The 20,699-nt window shown below is 75.3% G+C and carries 20 protein-coding genes; 9 read left to right on the top strand and 11 right to left on the bottom strand.

The features are described from left to right. Positions 1–48 precede the first annotated feature (48 nt). The gene (locus tag C8D89_RS02965; protein ID WP_116706523.1) at positions 49–1,398 is read right to left on the bottom strand and encodes a D-arabinono-1,4-lactone oxidase; all 1,350 of its coding nucleotides are present in this window, start codon (positions 1,396–1,398) and stop codon (positions 49–51) included. Between the two features lie 23 nt (positions 1,399–1,421). Between C8D89_RS02965 and C8D89_RS02960 the strand changes: the two genes are divergently transcribed. Next, positions 1,422–2,594, top strand: coding sequence for an amino acid deaminase/aldolase (locus C8D89_RS02960; protein WP_116706522.1), 1,173 nt, complete (start codon positions 1,422–1,424; stop codon positions 2,592–2,594). A gap of 4 nt (positions 2,595–2,598) precedes the next feature. Here C8D89_RS02960 and C8D89_RS02955 read toward each other — a convergent pair whose 3' ends face one another. From C8D89_RS02955 to C8D89_RS02940, 4 genes are read right to left on the bottom strand one after another with little or no spacing between them, the layout of a single operon-like run. After that, entirely contained in the window at positions 2,599–3,339 is a 741-nt protein-coding gene (locus tag C8D89_RS02955; protein WP_116706521.1) for a glycoside hydrolase family 16 protein, read from the bottom strand. 4 nt (positions 3,340–3,343) lie between these two features. Then, positions 3,344–3,928: a cob(I)yrinic acid a,c-diamide adenosyltransferase gene (locus C8D89_RS02950; RefSeq protein WP_116706520.1), complete on the bottom strand. Its 585-nt coding sequence runs from the start codon at positions 3,926–3,928 to the stop codon at positions 3,344–3,346. A 4-nt stretch (positions 3,929–3,932) separates the two neighbouring features. Beyond that, complete coding sequence (locus tag C8D89_RS02945) at positions 3,933–5,294, bottom strand: M14 family zinc carboxypeptidase (RefSeq protein ID WP_116706519.1); 1,362 nt, start codon at positions 5,292–5,294, stop codon at positions 3,933–3,935. 19 nt (positions 5,295–5,313) lie between these two features. Beyond that, positions 5,314–6,333, bottom strand: a complete 1,020-nt coding sequence (locus C8D89_RS02940) for an iron-siderophore ABC transporter substrate-binding protein (protein ID WP_165825518.1) — start codon at positions 6,331–6,333, stop codon at positions 5,314–5,316. Between the two features lie 162 nt (positions 6,334–6,495). Between C8D89_RS02940 and C8D89_RS02935 the strand changes: the two genes are divergently transcribed. The 4 genes from C8D89_RS02935 to murA are packed head-to-tail and all read left to right on the top strand — an operon-like array spanning position 6,496 to position 10,747. Beyond that, positions 6,496–7,545, top strand: a complete 1,050-nt coding sequence (locus C8D89_RS02935; protein WP_207786999.1) for a FecCD family ABC transporter permease — start codon at positions 6,496–6,498, stop codon at positions 7,543–7,545. After that, positions 7,542–8,603 (top strand): FecCD family ABC transporter permease, encoded by a 1,062-nt coding sequence (locus C8D89_RS02930; protein WP_243417759.1) that lies wholly within the window; start codon positions 7,542–7,544, stop codon positions 8,601–8,603. Before C8D89_RS02935 ends, C8D89_RS02930 begins: the two co-directional genes overlap by 4 nt. 14 nt (positions 8,604–8,617) lie before the next feature. After that, the gene (locus C8D89_RS02925) at positions 8,618–9,466 is read left to right on the top strand and encodes an ABC transporter ATP-binding protein (protein WP_116706517.1); all 849 of its coding nucleotides are present in this window, start codon (positions 8,618–8,620) and stop codon (positions 9,464–9,466) included. Between the two features lie 12 nt (positions 9,467–9,478). Beyond that, positions 9,479–10,747, top strand: a complete 1,269-nt coding sequence (gene murA, locus C8D89_RS02920) for a UDP-N-acetylglucosamine 1-carboxyvinyltransferase (protein WP_116706516.1) — start codon at positions 9,479–9,481, stop codon at positions 10,745–10,747. Between the two features lie 19 nt (positions 10,748–10,766). Here murA and C8D89_RS02915 read toward each other — a convergent pair whose 3' ends face one another. Together C8D89_RS02915 and C8D89_RS02910 are read right to left on the bottom strand one after the other, a co-directional pair. Beyond that, positions 10,767–12,104: a cytochrome P450 gene (locus tag C8D89_RS02915; RefSeq protein WP_133251797.1), complete on the bottom strand. Its 1,338-nt coding sequence runs from the start codon at positions 12,102–12,104 to the stop codon at positions 10,767–10,769. 259 nt (positions 12,105–12,363) lie between these two features. Beyond that, on the bottom strand, positions 12,364–12,660 hold the full coding sequence (locus C8D89_RS02910) for a hypothetical protein (RefSeq protein ID WP_116706514.1): 297 nt from the start codon (positions 12,658–12,660) through the stop codon (positions 12,364–12,366). 169 nt (positions 12,661–12,829) lie between these two features. Here C8D89_RS02910 and C8D89_RS02905 point away from each other — a divergent pair, with 169 nt between their 5' ends. After that, positions 12,830–14,899, top strand: coding sequence for a protein meaA (locus C8D89_RS02905; protein WP_116706513.1), 2,070 nt, complete (start codon positions 12,830–12,832; stop codon positions 14,897–14,899). Positions 14,900–14,906: 7 nt separating this feature from the next. Here C8D89_RS02905 and C8D89_RS02900 read toward each other — a convergent pair whose 3' ends face one another. After that, on the bottom strand, positions 14,907–16,817 hold the full coding sequence (locus C8D89_RS02900; protein WP_116706512.1) for a DUF222 domain-containing protein: 1,911 nt from the start codon (positions 16,815–16,817) through the stop codon (positions 14,907–14,909). 47 nt (positions 16,818–16,864) lie between these two features. Continuing rightward, entirely contained in the window at positions 16,865–17,236 is a 372-nt protein-coding gene (locus C8D89_RS02895; RefSeq protein WP_116706511.1) for a nuclear transport factor 2 family protein, read from the bottom strand. A gap of 113 nt (positions 17,237–17,349) precedes the next feature. Here C8D89_RS02895 and C8D89_RS02890 point away from each other — a divergent pair, with 113 nt between their 5' ends. Next, positions 17,350–17,742 (top strand): PaaI family thioesterase, encoded by a 393-nt coding sequence (locus C8D89_RS02890; RefSeq protein WP_116706510.1) that lies wholly within the window; start codon positions 17,350–17,352, stop codon positions 17,740–17,742. 15 nt (positions 17,743–17,757) lie between these two features. Here the strand turns inward: C8D89_RS02890 and C8D89_RS02885 are convergent, their stop codons facing one another. Both C8D89_RS02885 and C8D89_RS02880 read right to left on the bottom strand, forming a co-directional pair. Continuing rightward, positions 17,758–18,855, bottom strand: a complete 1,098-nt coding sequence (locus tag C8D89_RS02885; protein WP_116706509.1) for a methyl-accepting chemotaxis protein — start codon at positions 18,853–18,855, stop codon at positions 17,758–17,760. A gap of 51 nt (positions 18,856–18,906) precedes the next feature. Further along, complete coding sequence (locus tag C8D89_RS02880; protein WP_243417851.1) at positions 18,907–19,392, bottom strand: NUDIX domain-containing protein; 486 nt, start codon at positions 19,390–19,392, stop codon at positions 18,907–18,909. Positions 19,393–19,486: 94 nt separating this feature from the next. On the opposite strand from C8D89_RS02880, the gene nucS reads away from it, so the two are divergent. Together nucS and C8D89_RS02870 are read left to right on the top strand one after the other, a co-directional pair. Continuing rightward, positions 19,487–20,176 (top strand): endonuclease NucS, encoded by a 690-nt coding sequence (nucS, locus tag C8D89_RS02875; RefSeq protein ID WP_116706508.1) that lies wholly within the window; start codon positions 19,487–19,489, stop codon positions 20,174–20,176. A 13-nt stretch (positions 20,177–20,189) separates the two neighbouring features. Next, positions 20,190–20,690: an HIT family protein gene (locus C8D89_RS02870; protein ID WP_116706507.1), complete on the top strand. Its 501-nt coding sequence runs from the start codon at positions 20,190–20,192 to the stop codon at positions 20,688–20,690. Positions 20,691–20,699: the final 9 nt, after the last annotated feature.

Here is a 20,699-nt window from a genome sequence, read left to right as displayed (position 1 = left end):
GCTGGAGCGGGGCGGGGAGGTCAACGCCGGAGAGGACCCCGGTGGCGCTCAGACGGCGCCGAGGACGTGGTCGAGGTGGGCGTTCGTGAACAGCCCTCCGGGGTCGACGTCGCGGCGCACGCGCCGGAAGGCGTCGAAGCACGGGTAGCGCTCGCGCAGGGCCGTGGCGTCGAGGTGGTGCTCCTTGCCCCAGTGCGGGCGTCCACCCGCCGCAGCGGCGATCGCCCCGGCGGCGTCGAACCACTCGCGGCGCGGCGCTCCGACGTACTGGTGCACCGCGACGTAGGCGGTGTCGCGGCCGTACGCCGTGGACAGCCACACGTCGTCGCCGGCCGCCACGCGCACCTCGACGGGGAAGAGCACCGGGTGCTCCAGGCGCGGGACGACGGCGCGCAGCTCGGCCAGCACGTCACCGAGGCGTTCGCGCGCCACGGCCCACTCCGACTCCACGAAGCGCACCCGTCGCCGCGTGGTGAACACACGGTGGGAGCGGTCGCCGTACTCGCGCGTGGACAGCACCGACGACGCCAGACGCCCCAGCGCCGGTGCCGTCGAGGGCGCCGCGCGGCCGACCCGGCACACCGCCCCGAACGCGGCGTTCTCCACCACGTCGTACTCCACGAACCGCCGCACGGGGGACAGCGGCGCCGGCGCGGCGTCCGCGGTCACGCGGTGGTTGCGCTTGACCATGGCGCGGGAGCCGTAGGGGAACCAGTAGAACTCGGCGTGGTCGGCGCTCGCGAACAGCCCGTCGAGGTCGCACAGCACCGTGTCGAGGCGCTCGGGGCGCTCGACGGCGTGCAGCACGAAGGCCGGCACGCACTGCAGCGTGACGTGGGTGACCACTCCGAGCGCGCCGAGGCCCACGCGGGAGGCGGCGAACAGGTCGGGCTCGGCGTCCGCCGAGCAACGCACGGCCGTACCGTCGGCGAGCACGAGGTCGAGCGCGAGGACCTGCGTGGCCAACCCGCCCTGGCGGGCGCCGGTGCCGTGGGTGCCGGTGGCCACCGCGCCCGAGATGGTCTGGGCGTCGATGTCGCCGAGGTTGGCGAGCGCGAGGCCGTGGGCCTCGAGGGCGCGGTTCAGGGCACGGAGGGTGGTGCCGGCGCGGGCCCGGACGACGCCGGTGGCCGTGTCCAGGGCCTCGATGCCGGCGAAGCCCCGCAGGTCGATCGCGTGCCCGTCGGTGGCCGCCAGCGAGGTGAAGGAGTGGCCACTGCCGCGCGGGCGCAGCCGCGCGCCGGCGACGGTCGCGTCACGCACGGCCGCCACGACGTCGGGTACCGAGCGGGGGAGGTGCACCCGCTCAGGGACGGCGGTGACGGTGCCGGACCAGTTCCGCCAGGGGGACGGAGCGGGGCGGCGGTCCGCCGTGCGACGGGTGCTGCCCGGGCCCATGAGCGCACCGTAGCGTCCGCGCCGTGACCAGCCGTTGGGATCGCGCGACGGCCGACCTCGACCCGCCGTTCGGCGTGGTCGACCTCGAGGCGTTCGACGCGAACCTCGACGACCTGCTGCGCCGCGCGGCCGGACGCCGCGTCCGGCTCGCGACGAAGTCGGTGCGCTGCCGGGCGCTGATCGAGCGCGCGCTCGCGCGGCCGGGGGTCGCCGGGCTCATGTGCTACGCGCTGGCCGAGGCGCTCTGGCACGTCGAGCAGGGGATGAGCGACGACGTGCTCGTCGGCTACCCCACCGTCGACCGCGGCGCGCTGCGCGCCCTCGCCGCGGGCCACCGCGCCCGCGAGACCGTGACGCTCATGATCGACTCCACCGAGCACCTCGACCTCATCGACGCGGTGCTGGGCCCGGACCGTCCCGAGCTGCGGGTCTGCCTCGAGCTCGACGCCGCGTGGCGCCCGCTGCCCGGGGTGCACGTGGGCGCCCGCCGCTCCCCGGTGCACACGGCGCGGGACGCGGGCCGGCTGGCCCGCGCGGTGGCCGCGCGCCCCGGGTTCCGGCTCGTGGGCCTGATGGCCTACGAGGGGCAGATCGCGGGGGTCCCGGACGCGACGGGCTCGCGGCTTCGTGACGCGGCGGTGCGCTGGATGCAGCGGCGCTCGGCCGCCGAGCTCGCCGGCCGCCGGGGCGCGGCCGTGCGGGCGGTGCGTGACGTCGCCGACCTGGAGTTCGTCAACGGGGGTGGCAGCGGCAGCGTGGAGACCACGCGGGCGGACCCGTCGGTCACCGAGATCGCCGCGGGCTCGGCGCTGATCGGTGCGACGCTCTTCGACGGCTACACGCGCATGCGGCCGCGCCCCGCCGCGGTCTACGCGCTGCCGGTCGTCCGCCGGCCCGACGCGCGGACCGCGACGCTGGCGGGTGGCGGCTGGGTGGCGTCCGGGCCCGCCGCGTCCTCACGGCTCCCGACGCCGACGTGGCCCGCCGGGCTGTCGCTGACCGGCACCGAGGGCGCGGGGGAGGTGCAGACGCCCGTCCGCGGCCGGGCGGTCCCGGCGCCGGGCGACCGCGTCTGGATGCGGCACGCGAAGGCCGGCGAGCTCGCCGAACACCTCACCGCGTACCACCTCGTCGAGGGCGACCGGGTCGTCGCCACCGTTCCGACCTACCGCGGGGAGGCCAAGGCGTTCGGCTGACCGGCTACGGGTGATACCGGACCCGGCGCACCACGAGCTCGGGTACGTCGGACGGGTCGTGGGCGGAGTGGTCGGGGAAGTCGAACACCGCGATCATGAGCTGCATCGGGTAGTCCGGTGCCTGGCGCAGGTTGCGGGTGGTGACGCCGTCGATCGCCAGGTCGACGGAACCGGGGCGCCGGTGGGCGGCGTAGGTGTGCCAGCCGGTGACGTCGAGGTCGCGGGGCTCGACGACGAAGTCCTCGACCAGGTGCGGGTCGCGGAACGCCTTGATCCCCGAACCCACGGCGGCGTGCGCGCCCGCCACGGTGTCGCCGAAGACCTCGACGAGGCAGATCTCGCCGCAGCGGTCGGGCGCGTCCTCGAGGCCGATCATCCAGGCGGAGAACATCGCCGACGGCCCGAGGCGTGCCCGGCACTCGACCTCCACGGTCCCGTCACCGGGGGTGAGGCCCAGGACGGTCGGCTGCTCCTCGCGGACCGTCTGCCCGGCGCGGAACGGCTGCTGCCCCTCGGTGCTGCCCACGGGCCCGGAACGGTTCGCCGACTGCACCGCCGACACGCGCAGGGGCGGGTCGTGGTCGTCGGGGCACCACAGCGGCTGGTCGGGCGGGATCGACAGGTGCAGGCCGTCGTCGTCGACCCGCCACGTCGCGGCGGCCGCGGCGCGCGAGCTCCAGGCCGGCAGGTAGGCGGGCGTCCACACGGAGGGGTCGAGGCCCTCGGTGAAGCGCTCGTCGAACACGGCTCTAGTCCTGCTGCTCCTCCGGGCCGCCGGGGACCCAGAGGACGTCGCCGCCGGGGTTGGCGACGCGACCGAGGATGAACAGCAGGTCGGAGAGCCGGTTGAGGTAGTGCGCGGGGAGCCGGCTGGTGCGGTCGGGGTCGGCGGCGATGACCGCCCAGGTGCTGCGCTCGGCGCGGCGGGTGACGGTGCGCGCGACGTTGAGGTACGCGGCCGCGGGGGTGCCGCCGGGCAGGATGAACGAGTCCAGCTTGGGCAGGTCGGCGTTGAACGCGTCGCACCAGCCCTCGAGGCGCTCGACCTGGCGCTCGGTGACCCGCAGAGGCGGATATTCGGGCTCGTCGACCACCGGCGTGGCCAGGTCCGCGCCCACGTCGAACAGGTCGTTCTGGATCTGGCGAAGGGGTGCGACGATCGCGTCCGGCGGGGCGCCCACCGACAGCACGACGCCGATGGCGGCGTTGGCCTCCTCGGAGTCGGCGTAGGCCGCGAGCCGCGGATCGGTCTTGGGCACCCGCGAGAAGTCCGACAGGCCGGTCGTCCCGTCGTCGCCGGTGCGCGTGTAGATCCGGGTGAGGTGTACGGCCACGGCGTCAGTCTAGAGAGCCGGCGAGGTGATCCGCGGCCGCGAGTACCGACGCGGCCTGCACCGCGACGAGGTCGCGCAGCGGCACGGTGTCCGTCGGCGCGCGACCGGCGGCCTCGGCGCACCACGCGGTGAACCGTTCGTCGAGGATCGCCCGCGCCGCCCGCACGGCCGGCCGGACGTTGCCCAGGGCGACCTCGGCGTCGAGGGCCCGCAGCAGCATGCCGGCGTAGCGCAGCCGGGACATGTCCACGAGCTCGGTCAGCGAGGCCTGCTCGGCGACCGTGGCGCCGCGGTCCGGCTCGCCGCCGCGGCGGGTGAGGTCGGCGGCGGTGTCGGCGAGGAACGGGGCGAAGAACCGGGTCGCACGGACGAACGGGGAGTCGTGCACGGTGCCGGCGACGGCGTCGAGGGTGCCGGTCAGCACGGTCGCCAGGTCCGCGACGTCCCGCCCGGCCGCGGTGAGCAGGCCGGCCCGGCCCGCGCCGGACGGGGAGTCGTCGCCGAGGCGGTCGTCGCGCCAGTACGGCACCTCGCTGACCAGCGTCAGCGTGCCGTGGCGGGCGGCGTAGGCGCCGGTGGAGTTGCCGCCGGCCAGGGTGCCGTGCTCGCCGGTGAGCTCGAGGTGGTCGTAGGCGTCGCGGATGTCGAGCGCGCGGTAGATTCCCTCGGCGAGCAGCGGGATCCACGGCGCCTCGGGCTCGCCGCGGTGCAGCGTCAGGCCGACCTGCCCCGGGATCGCCTGCAGGGCCGGGTGGAGCGTGGGCTCGGGGCGGGACAGGTAGTGGTACACCCCGCCGACCTCGGCGTTGTGCAGCGACGCCATGAGCGCCGGTCTGTGCTCGTCGATCAGCCGCATCAGCGCGAGCGTCTCGGGCAGCACCGCGTCGAACCACGCCTCCTTGTGCGCGAGAGGGAAGCTCCACTCGATCTGCTCGGTGCCCGCCTGCCGGTACAGGTGCCGGGCGTAGTGCTCGCGCGTGAACGGCCCGGCGAGCCAGCCCTCGTTGAGCCGCAGCCCGTCCGGGTCGATGCACGTGACGACGTGCCAGGTCAGCCCCAGCCGGGAGCGCAGCGCGTCGTCCTCCGCGACGCGTCGCGCGAGGTGCAGCGCGGTGAGCCCGCCGACCGGCTCGTTCGGGTGGGGCAGGCCGATGATCAACGCGCACGGCCGGTCCGCGGCGTCGCCGATCGTCAGGGCCGTCAGCGGCTCGCCGAGCCCCGAGGTGCCGACGCGACGGTGCGTCACCACCTCCGGGTACTCGGCGGCCAGCCGTGCGGACGCCGCCGCGAGCTCGTCGGCGCTCGCCAGCGTGCGGCGGGGCGGGACGGCGGCGATCTCGGCGGCGAGCCACGGCGGGAGGGTCACGTGGCGCCAGGGTGCCAGGTCAGGGAGTGAGCGCTCCCGCGAACAGCGGCACCGCGCGCTCGAGCGCCGCCCGGGTGCCCGGCACCGAACCCGACGAGAAGGCGTCGCTGGTGGTCTGGTCGTCCAGCACGACGAGGTGCCCGGCCTGCGCGGCGGGGGTCCGCGAGAGCACCGGGTCGGTGCGGATCGGGTCGGCGCTCGCGTTGATCGGGAAGACGACGGTGAGGTCCGCCGAGAGCTGCGAGACCTGCTCGCCGGAGAGCGTCACGTAGAACGAGCCGTTCGCCTGCGTCGCGAGCTGCTGGATCTGCGGCGAGGGGCGGAACCCGAGCTCGGTCATGAGGTCCATCCGCTGGTCGCCCGGGACGTAGGCACCCCACTGGCCACCGAAGAACGCCCCGACGCCCACGGTGCGGTCGACGAACTGGGGGTTCGCGACCTGCGCCTGGCGGAACCGGTCCTCCAGCGCGGCGACCTGGCGGGCGCCCTCGTCGGGCTTGCCCAGCGCCGTGGACACCATCGTCATCTGCTGGCGCCACGACGTGCCGTACGCGGCCGTGAGCCCGGGCGGCGGGGCGATGGTCGGCGCGATCCGCGAGAGCGTGTCGTAGCGCTGCCGCTCGCCCGACGAGCGGGTGTCGAGGATGAGGTCGGGGCGCAGGGCGGCGACGGCCTCGTAGTCGAGCTGGGTGGTCCCGAGGATCACCGGCGGGTTCGTGTAGCCGCGGGACCACGGGCCGACGCCGGTGCCGCCGAAGCCGAGCCAGTCCGACGCGCCGACCGGTTCCACGCCGAGCGCGAGCGCGGTCTCGGCGTCCGACCAGCCCAGGGCCACGATCCGTTGCGGAGCCTCCGGCACCGTGACGGGCCCGAAGGCGGTGTCGACGGTGGCCGGGAACACCGTGCCCACCCCGGCGGCCGGGGCCCCGCCACCGCCCTCACCGCCCGCACCGCCCCCGCCGCACGCGGCGAGCGCGAGCAGGACGACGGCGCACGCCGCGAGGACGAGGCGGCGGACGGCTCCGGCGGGACGTGGCACGGGGGCTCCTGGCTGTCGGGGGTGGGGCAGGAGACGTGAGGGTAGGCAACCCTAAAGCATGGTGCGAAGGCTACCCTCACGCCCGGCGCCGCCGAGGTGCCGGATCACGACGAACCGGACACGGGCACGGACACACACGCGGGCGGTGACGAGGTGGTGCAGGTGACGGCGGCCGGGACGCGGACCGGCTCGGCCGGCGGCGCGTCCCTGCGCGCGGTCGGGCTGCTCGCACTCGCCGCGCTGGCCCTGGTCGTGCTCCTGGTCAGCATCGGCATCGGCTCCCGCGACATCGGGCTCGCCCAGTCCTGGGCGCTGCTCGTCGGCGGCGACCCGGGGACGGCGGGCACCTCGGGGACCGAGGCGGCCGTCGTCCGCGACCTGCGGGTGCCGCGCGGCCTGCTCGCCCTCGGCGTGGGCGCCGCGCTGGCCCTGTCCGGTGCGGTGATGCAGGGCCTGTCGCGCAACCCGCTGGCCGACCCCGGGCTGCTCGGGGTCAACGCGGGCGCGTCGGCCGCCGTGGTCGTCGCGATCGGCGTGTTCGGCATCGGCACCGTCACGGGCTATGTGTGGTTCGCGCTCGCCGGGGCCGCGGTGACGATGGCGGCGGTGCACGTGCTGGGGGCCACCGGCCGCTCGTCGGGCACGCCGGACCGCCTCGTGCTCGCCGGTGCCGCGGTCGCCGCGGTGCTCGTGGCCCTGGTCAACGCGGCGCTCGTGCTCTCGCCGCGCACGTTCGACAGCTTCCGGTTCTGGAACCTCGGCTCGCTCGACGGGCGGCGCACCGACGTGCTCGTCTCGGTCGCCCCGTTCCTGCTCGTCGGGGTGGTGGCCGCGTTCGCCCTGTCCCGTGCGCTGGACACCCTCGCGTTGGGCGACCGCGCCGGCACCGCCCTCGGCCTCGACGTCGAGCGCACGCGCCTGCTCGCCGGGGGCGCGGCCACGGTCTTGGCGGGCGCCGCCACTGCCGCGGTCGGCCCGGTGGCCTTCCTCGGGCTGGCCGTGCCGCACGCCGTGCGGTTCGTGGTCGGGCCCGCGCACAGCTGGCTGCTGCCCTATACCGCCCTGCTCGGGGGGATCGTCATGCTCGTCGCCGACGTCATCGGCCGCGTGGTCGCCCCGCCCGGGGAGATCCAGGTCGGGGTGATGACCGCCGTGCTCGGCGTTCCGGTCTTCGTGGCCCTGTGCCGCCGGCGCCGGCTGGTGAGCGTGTGAGCGCGCCACCCCGCTCGCCCGTCACCGGTCGCCTCGTCCGCCTCGCCGGGGGGCGGGTGACGCTGCGCGTGGGCCCGCGCTCGGTGGCCGTCGGGGCGGCGTCGTCGGTCGTGGTGGTGGTCGGGGCGCTCGTCTCGCTGACCACCGGCGAGTTCCCGCTGACGCTCGCGGAGGTCGGCGAGACGCTGGCCGGGCAGGGCAGCCGCGCCACGGAGTTCGTCGTGCTCACGCTGCGCCTGCCGCGCCTGCTGCTCGCCGTCGGGGTGGGGGCGGCGCTGGCGGTCAGCGGCGCGGTGCTGCAGAGCCTGTCGCGCAACGCCCTGGGCAGTCCCGACGTCATCGGCTTCACCACGGGGGCCTCCACCGGCGCGCTGATCGCGATCGTCGGCCTCGGCGCCTCGACCCTCGGGGTGTCGGTGGGGGCCCTGGTCGGCGGGGTGGTCACCGCGCTCCTCGTCGTGGCGCTCTCGGCCGGGCGCGGCACCCAGAGCCTGCGGCTGGTGCTCATCGGGATCGGGATCGGGGCCATGCTGCTCGCGATCAACAGCTGGCTGATCACCAGGGCCGTACTGCAAACCGCGGTCGACGCGCAGTCCTGGCTCCTCGGCGACCTCGGCAACCGCGGTTGGCCCCAGGTCGCCGCGCTCGGCGGGCTGGTGGCGCTGCTGCTGCCCGCCGTGCTCGCGTACGGCCGGCGCCTGGCGCTGCTCGAGCTCGGCGACCGGCCCGCCGGCGGTCTCGGCGTCGACGTCGGCCGCAGCCGCACGGTGCTGCTGCTGGCCTCGGTGGGCCTCGCCGCCGCCGCGACCGCGGCCGCGGGCCCGATCCCCTTCCTCGCCCTCGCCGCGCCGCAGATCGCCCGCCGGCTCTGCGGCGCGGCGACGCCGGTACTCGTGCCGTCGGCGCTGCTCGGGGCCGCGATGCTGCTGGTCAGCGACCTCGCGGTGACCCGCCTGTTCGCCCCGGTCCCGCTGCCGGTCGGCGTCGCAACCGGCCTGTTCGGCGGGCTCTACCTCTGCGCGCTGCTCGTGCGGATGTGGCGGGGGAGCACCACGTGAGGACGGGAGGCCCCATGCCACGCCTGCTCGCGCGGGACGTGACCCTGGGCTACGAGGGACGCACCGTGACCAGCGGGCTGTCGGTGGCGATCCCCGACGGCTCGTTCACCGTGATCGTCGGGCCGAACGCCTGCGGCAAGTCGACCCTGCTCGCGGCGCTGGCCCGGGTGCTCCGTCCGTCGGCCGGCGCGGTGCTGCTCGACGGGCAACAGATCGCGAACTATCGGTCGAAGGAGGTCGCCCGGCGCCTCGGGCTCCTGCCCCAGACCGCGACCGCGCCCGGCGGCATCACCGTCGGCGACCTCGTCGCCCGCGGCCGCTACCCGCACCAGCAACTGCTGCGCCAGTGGTCGGACACCGACGAGGAGGCCGTCGTCGAGGCGATGGCCCTGACGAACACGTCCGACCTCGCCGAGCGGCTCGTCGACGAGCTCTCCGGTGGCCAGCGCCAGCGGGTGTGGCTCGCGATGGCGCTGGCGCAGCAGACGCCGATCCTGCTGCTCGACGAGCCGACGACCTACCTCGACATCTCCCACCAGGTCGACGTGCTCGAGCTCTGCGCGCGCCTGCACGCCGACCTGGGGCGCACGCTCGTCGCGGTGCTCCACGACCTCAACCAGGCCGCGCGCTACGCCACCCACCTCGTCGCGCTGCGTCGCGGCGGGGAGGTGGCCGCGAGCGGGCCGCCCGCCGAGATCCTGACCGAGGAGCTCGTCACCGACGTCTACGGGCTGGCCTGCCGCGTGCTGCCCGACCCCGAGACCGGGACGCCGATGGTCGTGCCCCGCCGGCCCGCGCGCAGCACGACTGCGACCAACGGCCGCGGGGGTTCCGCCGACGGGGTCGTGCGGGCCGACGGGTAGCGTTCCGCCGCGATGAACGAGCACTTCGTGGTGCGCGGCTCGGGTCCGCTGGCGGGGGCGGTCGACGTCGTCGGCGCCAAGAACAGTGTGCTCAAGCTGATGGCGGCGGCGCTACTCGCGGAGGGCCGGACCGTCATCACGAACTGTCCGGAGATCCTCGACGTGCCGCTGATGGCCGACGTCCTGCGCAGCCTCGGCTGTGCGGTGACCGTCGAGGGCGACACGGTGACGATCGACGTGCCGGCCGAGCTCACCCCCGAGGCGGACTACCGCTCGGTGTCGCGGCTGCGCGCCTCGGTGTGCGTGCTGGGCCCCCTCGTGGCCCGCTGCCGCCGCGCGGTGGTGCCGCTGCCCGGCGGCGACGCGATCGGCTCGCGCCCGCTGGACATGCACCAGGCGGGCCTGCGCCTGCTCGGTGCGTCGAGCGAGATCTCGCACGGCTGCGTGGTGGCGGGGGCCGAGACGCTGCGCGGCGCGCAGATCTGGCTCGACTTCCCCAGCGTCGGGGCCACCGAGAACATCCTCATGGCCGCGGTGTTCGCCGAGGGCACCACGGTCATCGACAATGCGGCCCGCGAGCCCGAGATCGTCGACCTGGTGACGATGCTCCAGCAGATGGGCGCCAAGATCGAGGGTGGCGGCACCTCGACGCTGACCGTGCACGGCGGCGGCCCGCTCACGCCCACGACGCACCGCGTCATCGGCGACCGCATCGTCGGCGCGACCTGGGGGTTCGCCGCGGTGATGGCCGGCGGCGACGTCACGGTGCGCGGCGTCGACGCACACCACCTCGACCTCGTGCTCGACAAGCTGGGGCAGGCCGGCGCGGAGGTCACCGCGCAGGAGGACGGCTTCCGGGTGCTGATGGACGGGCGTCCGCGCTCGGTGGACTGGGTGACGCTGCCCTATCCGGGCTTCGCCACCGACCTCCAGCCCATGGCCATCGCGCTGTCGGCCATCTCCGAGGGCACGTCGATGATCACCGAGAACGTCTTCGAGGGCCGCTTCCGGTTCGTCGAGGAGATGGTGCGACTCGGGGCCGACGCGCGCACCGACGGCCACCACGCCGTCGTGCGCGGCGTGCGCCGCCTGTCGTCGGCGCCGGTGTGGGCCTCGGACATCCGCGCCGGCGCGGGTCTCGTGCTCGCCGGGCTGTGCGCCGATGGCGAGACCGAGGTGTGGGACGTCGCCCACATCGATCGCGGCTACCCGCTGTTCGTCGAGAACCTCGCCGCGCTCGGCGGCGACATCGCGCGGATCGTGGCCCCGCCCACCCGCTGACCCCCCGCGCGTGCCCGCGTCAGCGGGCCCTCGTCCGGAAGCGCACGCGGAACGGGCTGATGACACCGGGCACGTACGCCGGGTCGAGCGCGCGCGGGTGGGTCAGCGCGTGGTCGTGGTGCTCGAGCAGCGTGGCGAGGAACGTGCTCGCCGTCAGCAGCACGAGGTTCTGACCGGGGCAGACACCCGGGCCCTCGCTGAACGGCACGAGCGGCCAGTCGGTGCGCGCACCGTCGGGAGGGCCGGTGGGGCCGTCGCGGAGCCAGAGATCCGGGGCGAAGCGGTGGGCGACGGCGAGGTCGTCGTCGTCGCGGTGCAGGTACGGCGTGTAGACCAGCATCGCCGTCCCCGAGGGCACGCGGGCGCCCGCCCACTCGGTGTCCCGGGTCGTCTCGCGCAGGATCATCGGCGTGGTCGGCCAGAGCCGCACCGACTCGAGCACCGCGGCGCGCAGGCGGCGCAGCTCCCGCGGGGCGCCGGGGTCGCCCTCGTCCATCTCGGCGCGCACCCGGGTGCGCTCGTCGGGCTCGACGGCGAGCAGCGCGAGCGCGCGGATCGTGGCCATCCCGGCGGGGTCGAAGGCGAAGAGCCACTGGGGGAGCTGGTCGACGGGATCGACCTCCTCATCTCCACCCGCCGTCTCCGCGAGCAGGCCGGCGAGGCTGCCGGGCTCGGCGCGCTCGACGTACGCGGCCAGCCGCCGACGCAGCCGGTCGCGGCGGGAGCGGTCGCGGGGCGCGAAGTACGACCAGTTGGCGCGGTACCGCAGGGCGTCGAGGTCGCGCTGCAGCGCCTCGTCGTCGCGGGCCGTGTCGCCGAGCACGACGCGGCGGACCATGCGGCGCCAGCCCGCCGAGAACGTGTCCCAGTCGAGCCGGTGCGACGACGCCGCCCGCTCGGCGACGGCGCGGGCCTCCTCGCGCACCGCCGCCACCACCGTGGGGGCGAGGCGGTGCACGGGCCGGGGCGTGTCGAGCACGGTCTCGTTGACCGCGCGCCGCTGCTCGCGCACCCGACCGTGGGAGACGAGCACACCGTGCGGCTGGAACTGCCCCAGCGCGCCCTTCTTCTCGCGGTTGGCCAGCGCGAACGGCTCCGGCGAGTCCTGAAGCACCTGGTGCACGTCGTCGGGTCCGAGCACCAGGGCGAGGCGCCGCCCGGGCAGCGCGAGGCGCACGGGCACGTCGCCGTACCGGCGGTGGAGATCCTGCACGGTGGCGACGGCCCGGGCGTCGAGGTCGAGGCGCTCGGCCAGCGCCATCGCGCGGGGCCGGCGCGCGATGGCGCCCTGGGCGACGGTCGGGGCGAGCACGCCCAGCGCTACGCGCAGGGTGTCGGCGACGCCGAGGCGTGGCACGAGCTCCGTGGAGACCGGGCCGACGGCGCCGCGGGACGGGCCCGAGGAGCGGGCAGGACCGGAGGACGTCGACACGGATGGGCCTCCCGGGAAGGGGTCGTCACGGGCGGCTGCGGGGTGTCAACCGACGTCCGGGCCTACCCGAGAGCGGTGCTGTCCTACTCCCGCAGGCGTGCTGCCGTCACGTGCTGCCGTCAGGTGCTGCCGGTCAGGTGCTACCGCAGGTGCTGCCGTCAGGTGCTGCCGTCAGGTGCTGCCGTCAGGTGCTGCGCAGCACCAGGCGGGCGTCGTCGGCGTCGCCGGGGAAGGCGAGCAGGCGCCAGCCCTCCTCGCCACGGCTGACCGTCACCCGCACCCTCTCCCGCGCGAGCTTCGCGACGAGCAGGTCGGCGGCCTCGCGGGTCGGCACGACGGCGACCGTCTCGAGCAGCCCGACGTCGCCGTGCTCGTCGGGGAGCGCGCCCTGCGGGCCCTGCCCGAACGTCCAGCGCAGCAGGCCGATGAGCATGACCACGAACGCCATCGCGAGCAGGAGCTCACCGATCGACCCGACCATGCCGGCACCTCCCGTTCGCGTGCGGCGGGTCCATCGTGACCGATCCTGTGGGCAACGGCATCCAACGGGCACCCGACGTGCGTCACGCTGCGCTCCCCGCCGCGGTGACCCGCCGGTAGATTCCCCGGGTCAGCCACCCTCGAGGGTGCCGACGACGCGGAGGTCTCTCGTGCCCTACCCCAGCGACGACAGCCGTGACCGACCCTGGGTCATGCGGACCTACGCCGGCCACTCGTCGGCGCGGGCGTCCAACGAGCTGTACCGGCGCAACATCTCGAAGGGGCAGACCGGCCTGTCGGTGGCCTTCGACCTGCCGACGCAGACCGGTTACGACCCCGACCACGAGCTCGCCCGCGGCGAGGTCGGCAAGGTCGGTGTCCCGGTGTCGCACATCGGGGACATGCGCGCGCTGTTCGACCGGATCCCGCTCAACGAGGCCAACACCTCGATGACGATCAACGCGACGGCGATGTGGATGCTCGCGCTCTACATCACGGTCGCCGACGAGCAGGCGGCCGAGGCCGGGCTCGACGTCGAGCAGGTGCGCGCCAGGCTCGCGGGCACCACGCAGAACGACATCGTCAAGGAGTACCTCTCGCGCGGAACCTACGCGTTCCCGCCCGCGCCCAGCGTCCGCCTGATCACCGACATGATCGCCTGGACGTACACCAACGTCCCCAGGTGGAACCCGATCAACATCTGCAGCTACCACCTGCAGGAGGCCGGGGCCACGCCGACCCAGGAGGTCGCGTACACGCTGTCGACGGCGATCGCCGTGCTCGACGCGGTCCGCGACTCCGGCCAGGTGCCCCCGGAACGCTTCGGCGAGGTCGTCGGGCGCATCTCGTTCTTCGTCAACGCCGGGCTGCACTTCATCGAGGAGATCGCCAAGCTGCGGGCGTTCGGGCAGCTCTGGGACGAGCTGTGCCGCGAGCGCTACGGCGTCGAGGACCCGAAGCTGCGCCGCTTCCGCTACGGGGTGCAGGTCAACTCGCTCGGGCTCACCGAGGCCCAGCCCGAGAACAACGTGCAGCGCATCGTGCTGGAGATGCTCGCCGTGACCCTCTCGCGCGACGCCCGCGCCCGTGCCGTCCAGCTGCCGGCGTGGAACGAGGCGCTGGGCCTGCCGCGGCCGTGGGACCAGCAGTGGGCGCTGCGCATGCAGCAGGTGCTGGCCTTCGAGACCGACCTGCTCGACTACGACGACATCTTCGCCGGGTCACACGTCATGGAGGCCAAGACCGCGTCCATCGTCGAGGGCGCGCGGGCGGAGATGGCCAAGGTCGCCGAGATGGGCGGAGCCGTGCCCGCGGTCGACTCCGGCTACATGAAGTCGCAGCTGGTGTCGTCGCTGGCCCAGCGCCGGATGCGGCTCGAGTCGGGCGAGGACACCGTCGTCGGCGTCAACAAGTACACCTCCACCGAGCCCAGCCCGCTGCAGGCCGAGGGCGCCGAGGCCATCTTCACCGTGGAGAGGTCGGTCGAGGACGAGGCGTGCCGCGCCGTGCAGGAGTGGCGGTCCTCGCGGGACCAGGAGGCCGCCGACGCCGCGCTCGCCCGCCTGCGCGAGGCGGCCTCGACCGACGAGAACCTCATGGAGGCCACGCTCGCGTGTGCCCGGGCCGGCGTCACCACCGGCGAGTGGGCCGCGGCGCTGCGCGACGTCTTCGGCTCCTACCGCGCGCCGACGGGCGTCTCGGCGGCGACGTCGGGCTCGGGCGAGGCCCCCGAGGAGCTCGCCGACGTCCGGGCCCGCGTGCGCGCCACCGCCGAGGAGATGGGGACGTCCTCCCTGCGCATGCTCGTGGGCAAGCCCGGCCTCGACGGGCACTCCAACGGCGCCGAGCAGATCGCCGTGCGGGCCCGCGACGCCGGGTTCGAGGTCATCTACCAGGGCATCCGCCTGACCCCGGCCGAGATCGTTGCGGCCGCGGTGCAGGAGGGCGTGCACGTGGTGGGGCTCTCGGTGCTCTCGGGCTCGCACCTCGAGGTCGTGCCCGCCGTGCTCGACGGCCTGGCCCGCGCCGGCGCCGAGGACATCCCGGTCGTCGTCGGCGGGATCATCCCGCCCGACGACGCCGAGCAGCTGCGGCGCCTCGGCGTGCACCGCGTCGTCACGCCGAAGACGTACTCGCTGACCGGGATCATGGGCGAGTTCGTCGACGTCGTGCGCGAGGTGAACGGCCTGTCCCCCGGCGCCGACGCCGCCACGTCCGCGGCGCCGGTCGCCGGGGCCTGAGCGGCGGTCAGACCGCCCGCCGCCGGGGGTCGGCAGGGCGGGCGACGGCCTCGCGGCGGCGCCACGAGTCGATGTCGTGCGGCCAGTCCTCGGGGCCCGGGCGCGGGCGCGCGTCGTGCCCGGCAGCGTCGTCGCCCCTCTCCGGGCGGTCGGCGTGGGCGTCGTCGTCCCATGGTGGTGGGTCGAGAGCGGGCGAGCGGACCCACCAGCGATGCCCGGAGGGCGAGGTCCAGATGATCACGGGCGCACTACCGCCCTCGGGGTCGGGGCCGAGCTCGGCGGACCACTCCGACAGCGTCTTGAGCCGATGGTGCCGGCGGCAGCCGGGCTTGAGGCCGGCTGCGGTGGTGGCGCCGGCGCCGCCGCCGGGCCGGTGGTGCTCGTAGGGCACGACGTGGTCGAGATCGCAGCGGGCTGCGGGCACGCGGCAGCCGGGTGCGGCGCACGTCACGTCACGGGCACGGACGAACTCCTGCATCGAGCCGGGTGGTCGGTAGCGCTTGGCGTCGAGGTGCGCGGCGGTGCCGGTGAGCGGGTCGGTGATCAGACGGCGCCACCAGGCGTCGGGGCCGCCGGCGAGGCGCCGGGCGAGGGGCGCGGGGATCGGTCCGTGGCCCTCCAGCTCGCCCGGGCGCTCGGAGAACCCGGCCAGGACGTCCCAACCGATGGTCACCCGCACCTCGGTGCGCACCGGCGACGGGACACCGGTGAGCAGACCGCGTGCGGGCTCCCGCGCCGGCTCCGCGCCACACGCGGCCCTCGGCCGGGCCGCTGCGCCCGCCGGGCCCAGATCATCGCCGGGAGCACCGCCGGCCGGGTCACCCTCGTCGTCGCCCGGGGTCGGCGCGACCGGCGCGCCCGCCTCCGCCGCGTGCTCGACGGGCTCGCTGCGCTGCGCCTCGTCGGCGACCGGGGTGTCCCCGTCGAGAGCGCCGTTCGGGGTGTCGTCGGCGGGAGCGCCGTCCGGGGGGTCGCCGGCGGGAGCGCCGTTCGGGGTGTCGTCGGCGGGAGCGCCGTTCGGGGTGTCGTCGGCCGGAGCGCCGGTCGAGCTGTCCGAGGTCGCACCGTCCGTCGTGCAGGAGCAGCAGCCCGAGCCGTCCCGTCGGGCGGTGGCGCCGTCGAGGATGAGGTCGCGGGCGCTGTCGGCGCGCTTCTGCGTGAGCTCGCGCCGCGGTCCGCCGGGTGGGTCGCCGGCACTGCGGGCGACGGCGTCGACGACCGCGAACACCCCGCGGGCCTCGTCGGCGGGCAGGCGCAGCTGCAGCACGCCCGTGGCTCCGTGGTCGTCGGACCAGTAGCGCATCTCGCGTTGCTGGCGGGCGTGCTCGGGGCGGCGGCGCAGCAGCTCGGGGTCGAGGCGGGTGACGATGCGGCGCACGAGGTCGCGCAGCTGGGCGGGGGTCCGATCACGCGGCGGGCGGGACCACAGTTCGGTGTCCACCGCCCGCGCGGTACCCGGGTCGCACAGCTCGGTCTGCTCGAGCACGACCCGCGCGTGGCCCAGGGAGATGCGGCCGTCCTCGAGCGCCGCGAGCGTCGAGGGCAGCTGCTCGACGAGGGTCACCGCCTGGTGGACGCGCAGCTCGCCGGTGCGCGGGGCGACACGGGCCAACGTCGCGACCTCCATCGCGACCGCTTCGGAGGCGAGCTCGCCCCGGCCGGCGCCCCGCGCGCGGGCCTCGCGGGCGCGGGTGTAGTCCGCGGTCTCGCGGTAGAGCCGGCCGGTGGCCCAGTGCGCCAGGGCCTCCCACCCCGCCAGCCGCTCGGCGGCGTCGAAGCCCTCGTCGTCGGCCAGGTCGACCGGCTCCGTGGCCTCGAGAGCCGCCGCGAGCTCCGGACCGGGCCGCCACGACGACCACACGGGCACAGCGGAGGGACGCGGCTCCTCGGCCACCGCGACCCATCCACTGTCGAACATGTGTTCGATGATACCAGTCACATGCGGGCTTGTGCAGAGGAATCGGATCAGCCCGGCACGCGGTCCAGGAAGCCGTGGACGCGCCGGAGGCGGCCGTCGTCGGCGATCTCCGCGACGTCGAACCCGATCACGACGGGCTCCGCGCCCGCCGGGCCGAGGTGCCAGGTGAAGCGCACGACGTCGTGGTGGGCGTCGAGCAGCTCGCCGCAGGAGAAGGTCAGGCCCGCGAACTGCTCCTGGACGCCGGCGATCAGCCCGTCGAGGCCCTCGTGGCCGGTGACGTCGGCGAGCGGGTCGACGTAGCGGGCGTCCTCGGTGAACGCCGCGGCGACCGCCTCCCGGCGTGCCTGGGGGTCCCCGGCGTTCCAGGCCGCGAGGTAGCGGTCGACGAGGGCGGCGGTGTCGGTGGCGGTGGTCATCGGGTCCTCCTCCGTCGTGGTGACGGGGAGAACGGTGGCCGCCGTCCGGTAGGCCGGTCGATGACCTCGTGGGTCATGGACGATCAGCACGTGCCGGCCCGACGCTCCGGTGCGTGACCCCGTACGAGCTCATCGCCTCCATGCCCTTCGCCGCCGGCCTCGGCATCCGGGTGGAGACCGCCGGGCCCGACGAGACCGTCGCCGTTCTGGCGTGGTCCGACGCGCACACCACCGCCGGCGGGCTGCTGCACGGCGGCGCGCTGATGACGCTCGCCGACACCGCCGGCGCCGTCTGCGCCTTCCTCGGCCTGCCGCCGGGCGCGCGGACGGCCACGACGCAGTCGGGCACCCACCTGCTGCGCGCGGTGTCCGGCGGCGAGGTCCGCGCCACGGCACGTCCCGTGCACGCCGGGCGCACGCAGGTCGTCGTGCAGACCGACGTCACCGACGACCGCGGCCGCCTCGTCGCGCGCACGACGCAGACGCAGGCCGTGATCCCGGCCTGACCGTCGTCCCGGGGGTCAGGCGTTCTCGTCGTCCTTCGAGCCGCGGCGCTTGAGGAACGAGAAGCCCGGGATGCCGTCGATGGCCTGGCGCAGGTCCTTGGTGACGTCGAGCAGCTCGTGGAGGTCGGGTCCGACGCGGTCGAGGGTCGCGAGGATCGGCATGATGTCGGTGACCATGTGCTCGGTGAACTGCGGCAGCTCGTCGACCAGCTTGATCGCCGCGTCCACCTCCTCCTGGCTGAGCTCCTCCACGAAGCGGCCGGCCAGCGGGGCGCCGCGCTCGAGCATCGGACGGTAGAGGTCGAGCAGCTCCTGGGCCGAGCGGCTCGTCGCCCCGGCCCCCTCGACGATCTCCCGCGCGCCCCCGGTGATCTCGCGGGCGTCGCCGACGACGCCCTCCGCGCCGGTGGTGATCGTGCGCGCGGACTCGACGACCTCGTTCGCCCCACTTGTGATGCTGCGCGCGGAGGTGACGACCTCGTTCGCCCCGCTGGTGATGCTGCGCGCGGAGGTGACGACCTCGTCGGCGCCGCTGGTGATGCTGCGGGCGGAGGTGACGACCTCGTCGGCGCCGTCGGTGATGCGGCGCGCCGACTCGACCACCTCGGCGGCACCGCCCGTGATCCCGCGGGCCGACGCGACGACCTCGTCCGCCCCGCTCGTGATCTTGCGGGCGTCGTCGACGACCCCCTCCGCGCCGCTGGTGATCGTCCGCGCGGAGCGGACCACCTCCTCGGCCCCGGCGGTGATGCGCCGGGCGCTGCCGACGACCTCGTCGGCGCCGCTGGTGATCGAGCGCGCGGAGCCGACGACCTCCTCGGCGCCGGCGGTGATCCGCCGGGCCTCGCCGAGGACGCCGTCCACGCGCTCCATGACGCCGTCGACCCTCCCGACGATGGTGTCGGCGCGATCCACGAGCCCGTCGACGCGGTCGGCCAGGGTGCCGAGGACGCCGACCAGGCGCGTCACCTCCTCGAGCAGCGCGTCGACCCGCGAGGGCAGGCGGGCGCCGACGTCGACGACCTCGCCGAACCAGCCGAACACCGAGCGCCCGGTGTCCACCACCTCGCCCGGAGAGGGCACCGCCAGCGGACCGAGCCGCACCAAGGCCATGCCTCTACTGTGCCCGTGCCCGCCGGATCCACGCTCTCGCCACGACGGGCACTACGACGCGCGGAGCATCAGCAGGGCGTAGGCGGCGAGCGACTGGGCGTCGGTGATCTCCCCGCAGCGGGCCCGGTGCTCGAACTCGTCACGGGTGAGCCAGGCGAAGCGCATGTCGGCCTCGGTGTCCTCGCGGGCGGGCGCGCCGGCGGTGAGGTCGGTGGCGAGGAAGGCGCGGCCGCGCTGGGAGGACAGGCCGGGCGCCACGTCGAGCAGCCCGAGGTAGGTCCACGTGCCCGCGCGCAGGCCGGTCTCCTCCTGCAGCTCGCGGGCGGCGAGCTGGTCGGCAGGCAGCGCGGCCCGGTCCGGGGCGGTGCCCTGCGGGAACTCCCAACGGCGCAGGCCGATCGGGTAGCGGTACTGCTCGACGAGCCCCAGGCGGTCGCCGTCGAGCGGGATCACCAGCGCGTAGTCGGGCTTGTCGACGACCCCGTACAGGCCCTCGCCGCCGTCGGGGCGACGGAACGTGTCCTCGCGCAGGCTCATCCAGGGGTTGGCGTAGACCTCGCGGGTGCTGGTGGTCAGGGGTGGCTCCACGCCCGCCGATGATCCACGTCGCCCGTCTCCTACGCTGACGCCCGTGCGTCTCGTCATCGCCCGGTGCACGGTGGACTACGACGGCCGGTTGACCGCGCACCTGCCGAGCGCGCTGCGCCTGCTGCTGGTCAAGGCGGACGGGTCGGTGAGCGTCCACGCCGACGACCGCGCCTACAAGCCGCTGAACTGGATGAGCCCGCCCTGCTGGCTCACCGAGGAGCCTCGGGCGAGCGGAGCGGCGGGAGCGCCCGAGAGCCGATGGACCGTGCGCAACAAGGCCGACGAGACGCTGACGATCACCCTGGAGGAGATCCAGCACGACTCGACCCACGAGCTCGGCGTCGACCCCGGGCTGGTCAAGGACGGCGTCGAGGCCCACCTGCAGGAGCTGCTCGCCGCGCACGTGACGACGCTGGGGGAGGGGTGGTCGCTGGTGCGCCGCGAGTACCCGACGGCGATCGGCCCGGTCGACCTGCTCTGCCGGGACGACTCCGGGGGCTCCGTCGCGGTCGAGATCAAGCGGCGCGGCGAGATCGACGGGGTCGAACAGCTGACCCGCTACCTCGAACTGCTCAACCGTGACCCGCTGCTCGCGCCGGTGTCCGGGGTCTTCGCCGCGCAGCAGATCAAGCCGCAGGCCCGCACGCTGGCCACCGACCGGGGCATCCGGTGCGTGACGCTCGACTACGAGACCCTGCGCGGTGCCGAGGTCGACGAGTTCCGGCTGTTCTGAGCGGTCGGGTCCGATGGGTGGGCGTCTGCTGCGCAGGCTGGTGCGGCGGGTCCGGCGCGTGACCCGGGGCCGGGTCCGCGAGCACCTGCCGGCCGAGGTGGACGGCGAGTGCGTGTTCTGTCGCATCGTCGACGGCCGGGGCGAGGCGAGCGTGGTGGCCGAGTCCGACGGCGCGGTGGCGTTCCTGGACCTGCAGCCGGTGACGCCGGGCCACGTGCTCGTCGTGCCGCGGACGCACGCGGCGGGGCTGGCCGACGTCGACGACGCGGACGGCGCCGCGGTGTGGGCGCTCGCGCGGCGCGTGGCCGCGGGGCTGCGGGCGGCCGGCCTCGCGGACGGGGTGAACCTGCTGCTCGCCGACGGCGCAGTGGCGTGGCAGACGGTGTGGCACGTGCACCTGCACGTCATCCCGCGCCGGCGCGGCGACGGGCTGCGCCTGCTGGCCGCCTGGACCCGCCCGGGGCGGGCGCGCCTGGACGCCATCGCCGAGCACATCCGCGCCGCGGTCGCGTGAGCCGTCCCG

Origin of the sequence: Actinomycetospora cinnamomea, from assembly GCF_003096675.1 — a bacterium.
In the GTDB taxonomy this organism is placed as follows: Bacteria; Actinomycetota; Actinomycetes; order Mycobacteriales; family Pseudonocardiaceae; genus Actinomycetospora; species Actinomycetospora cinnamomea.
The sequence above is the reverse complement of the archived record's forward strand: the minus strand, read 5'-3'. Positions and strand labels throughout refer to the sequence as shown.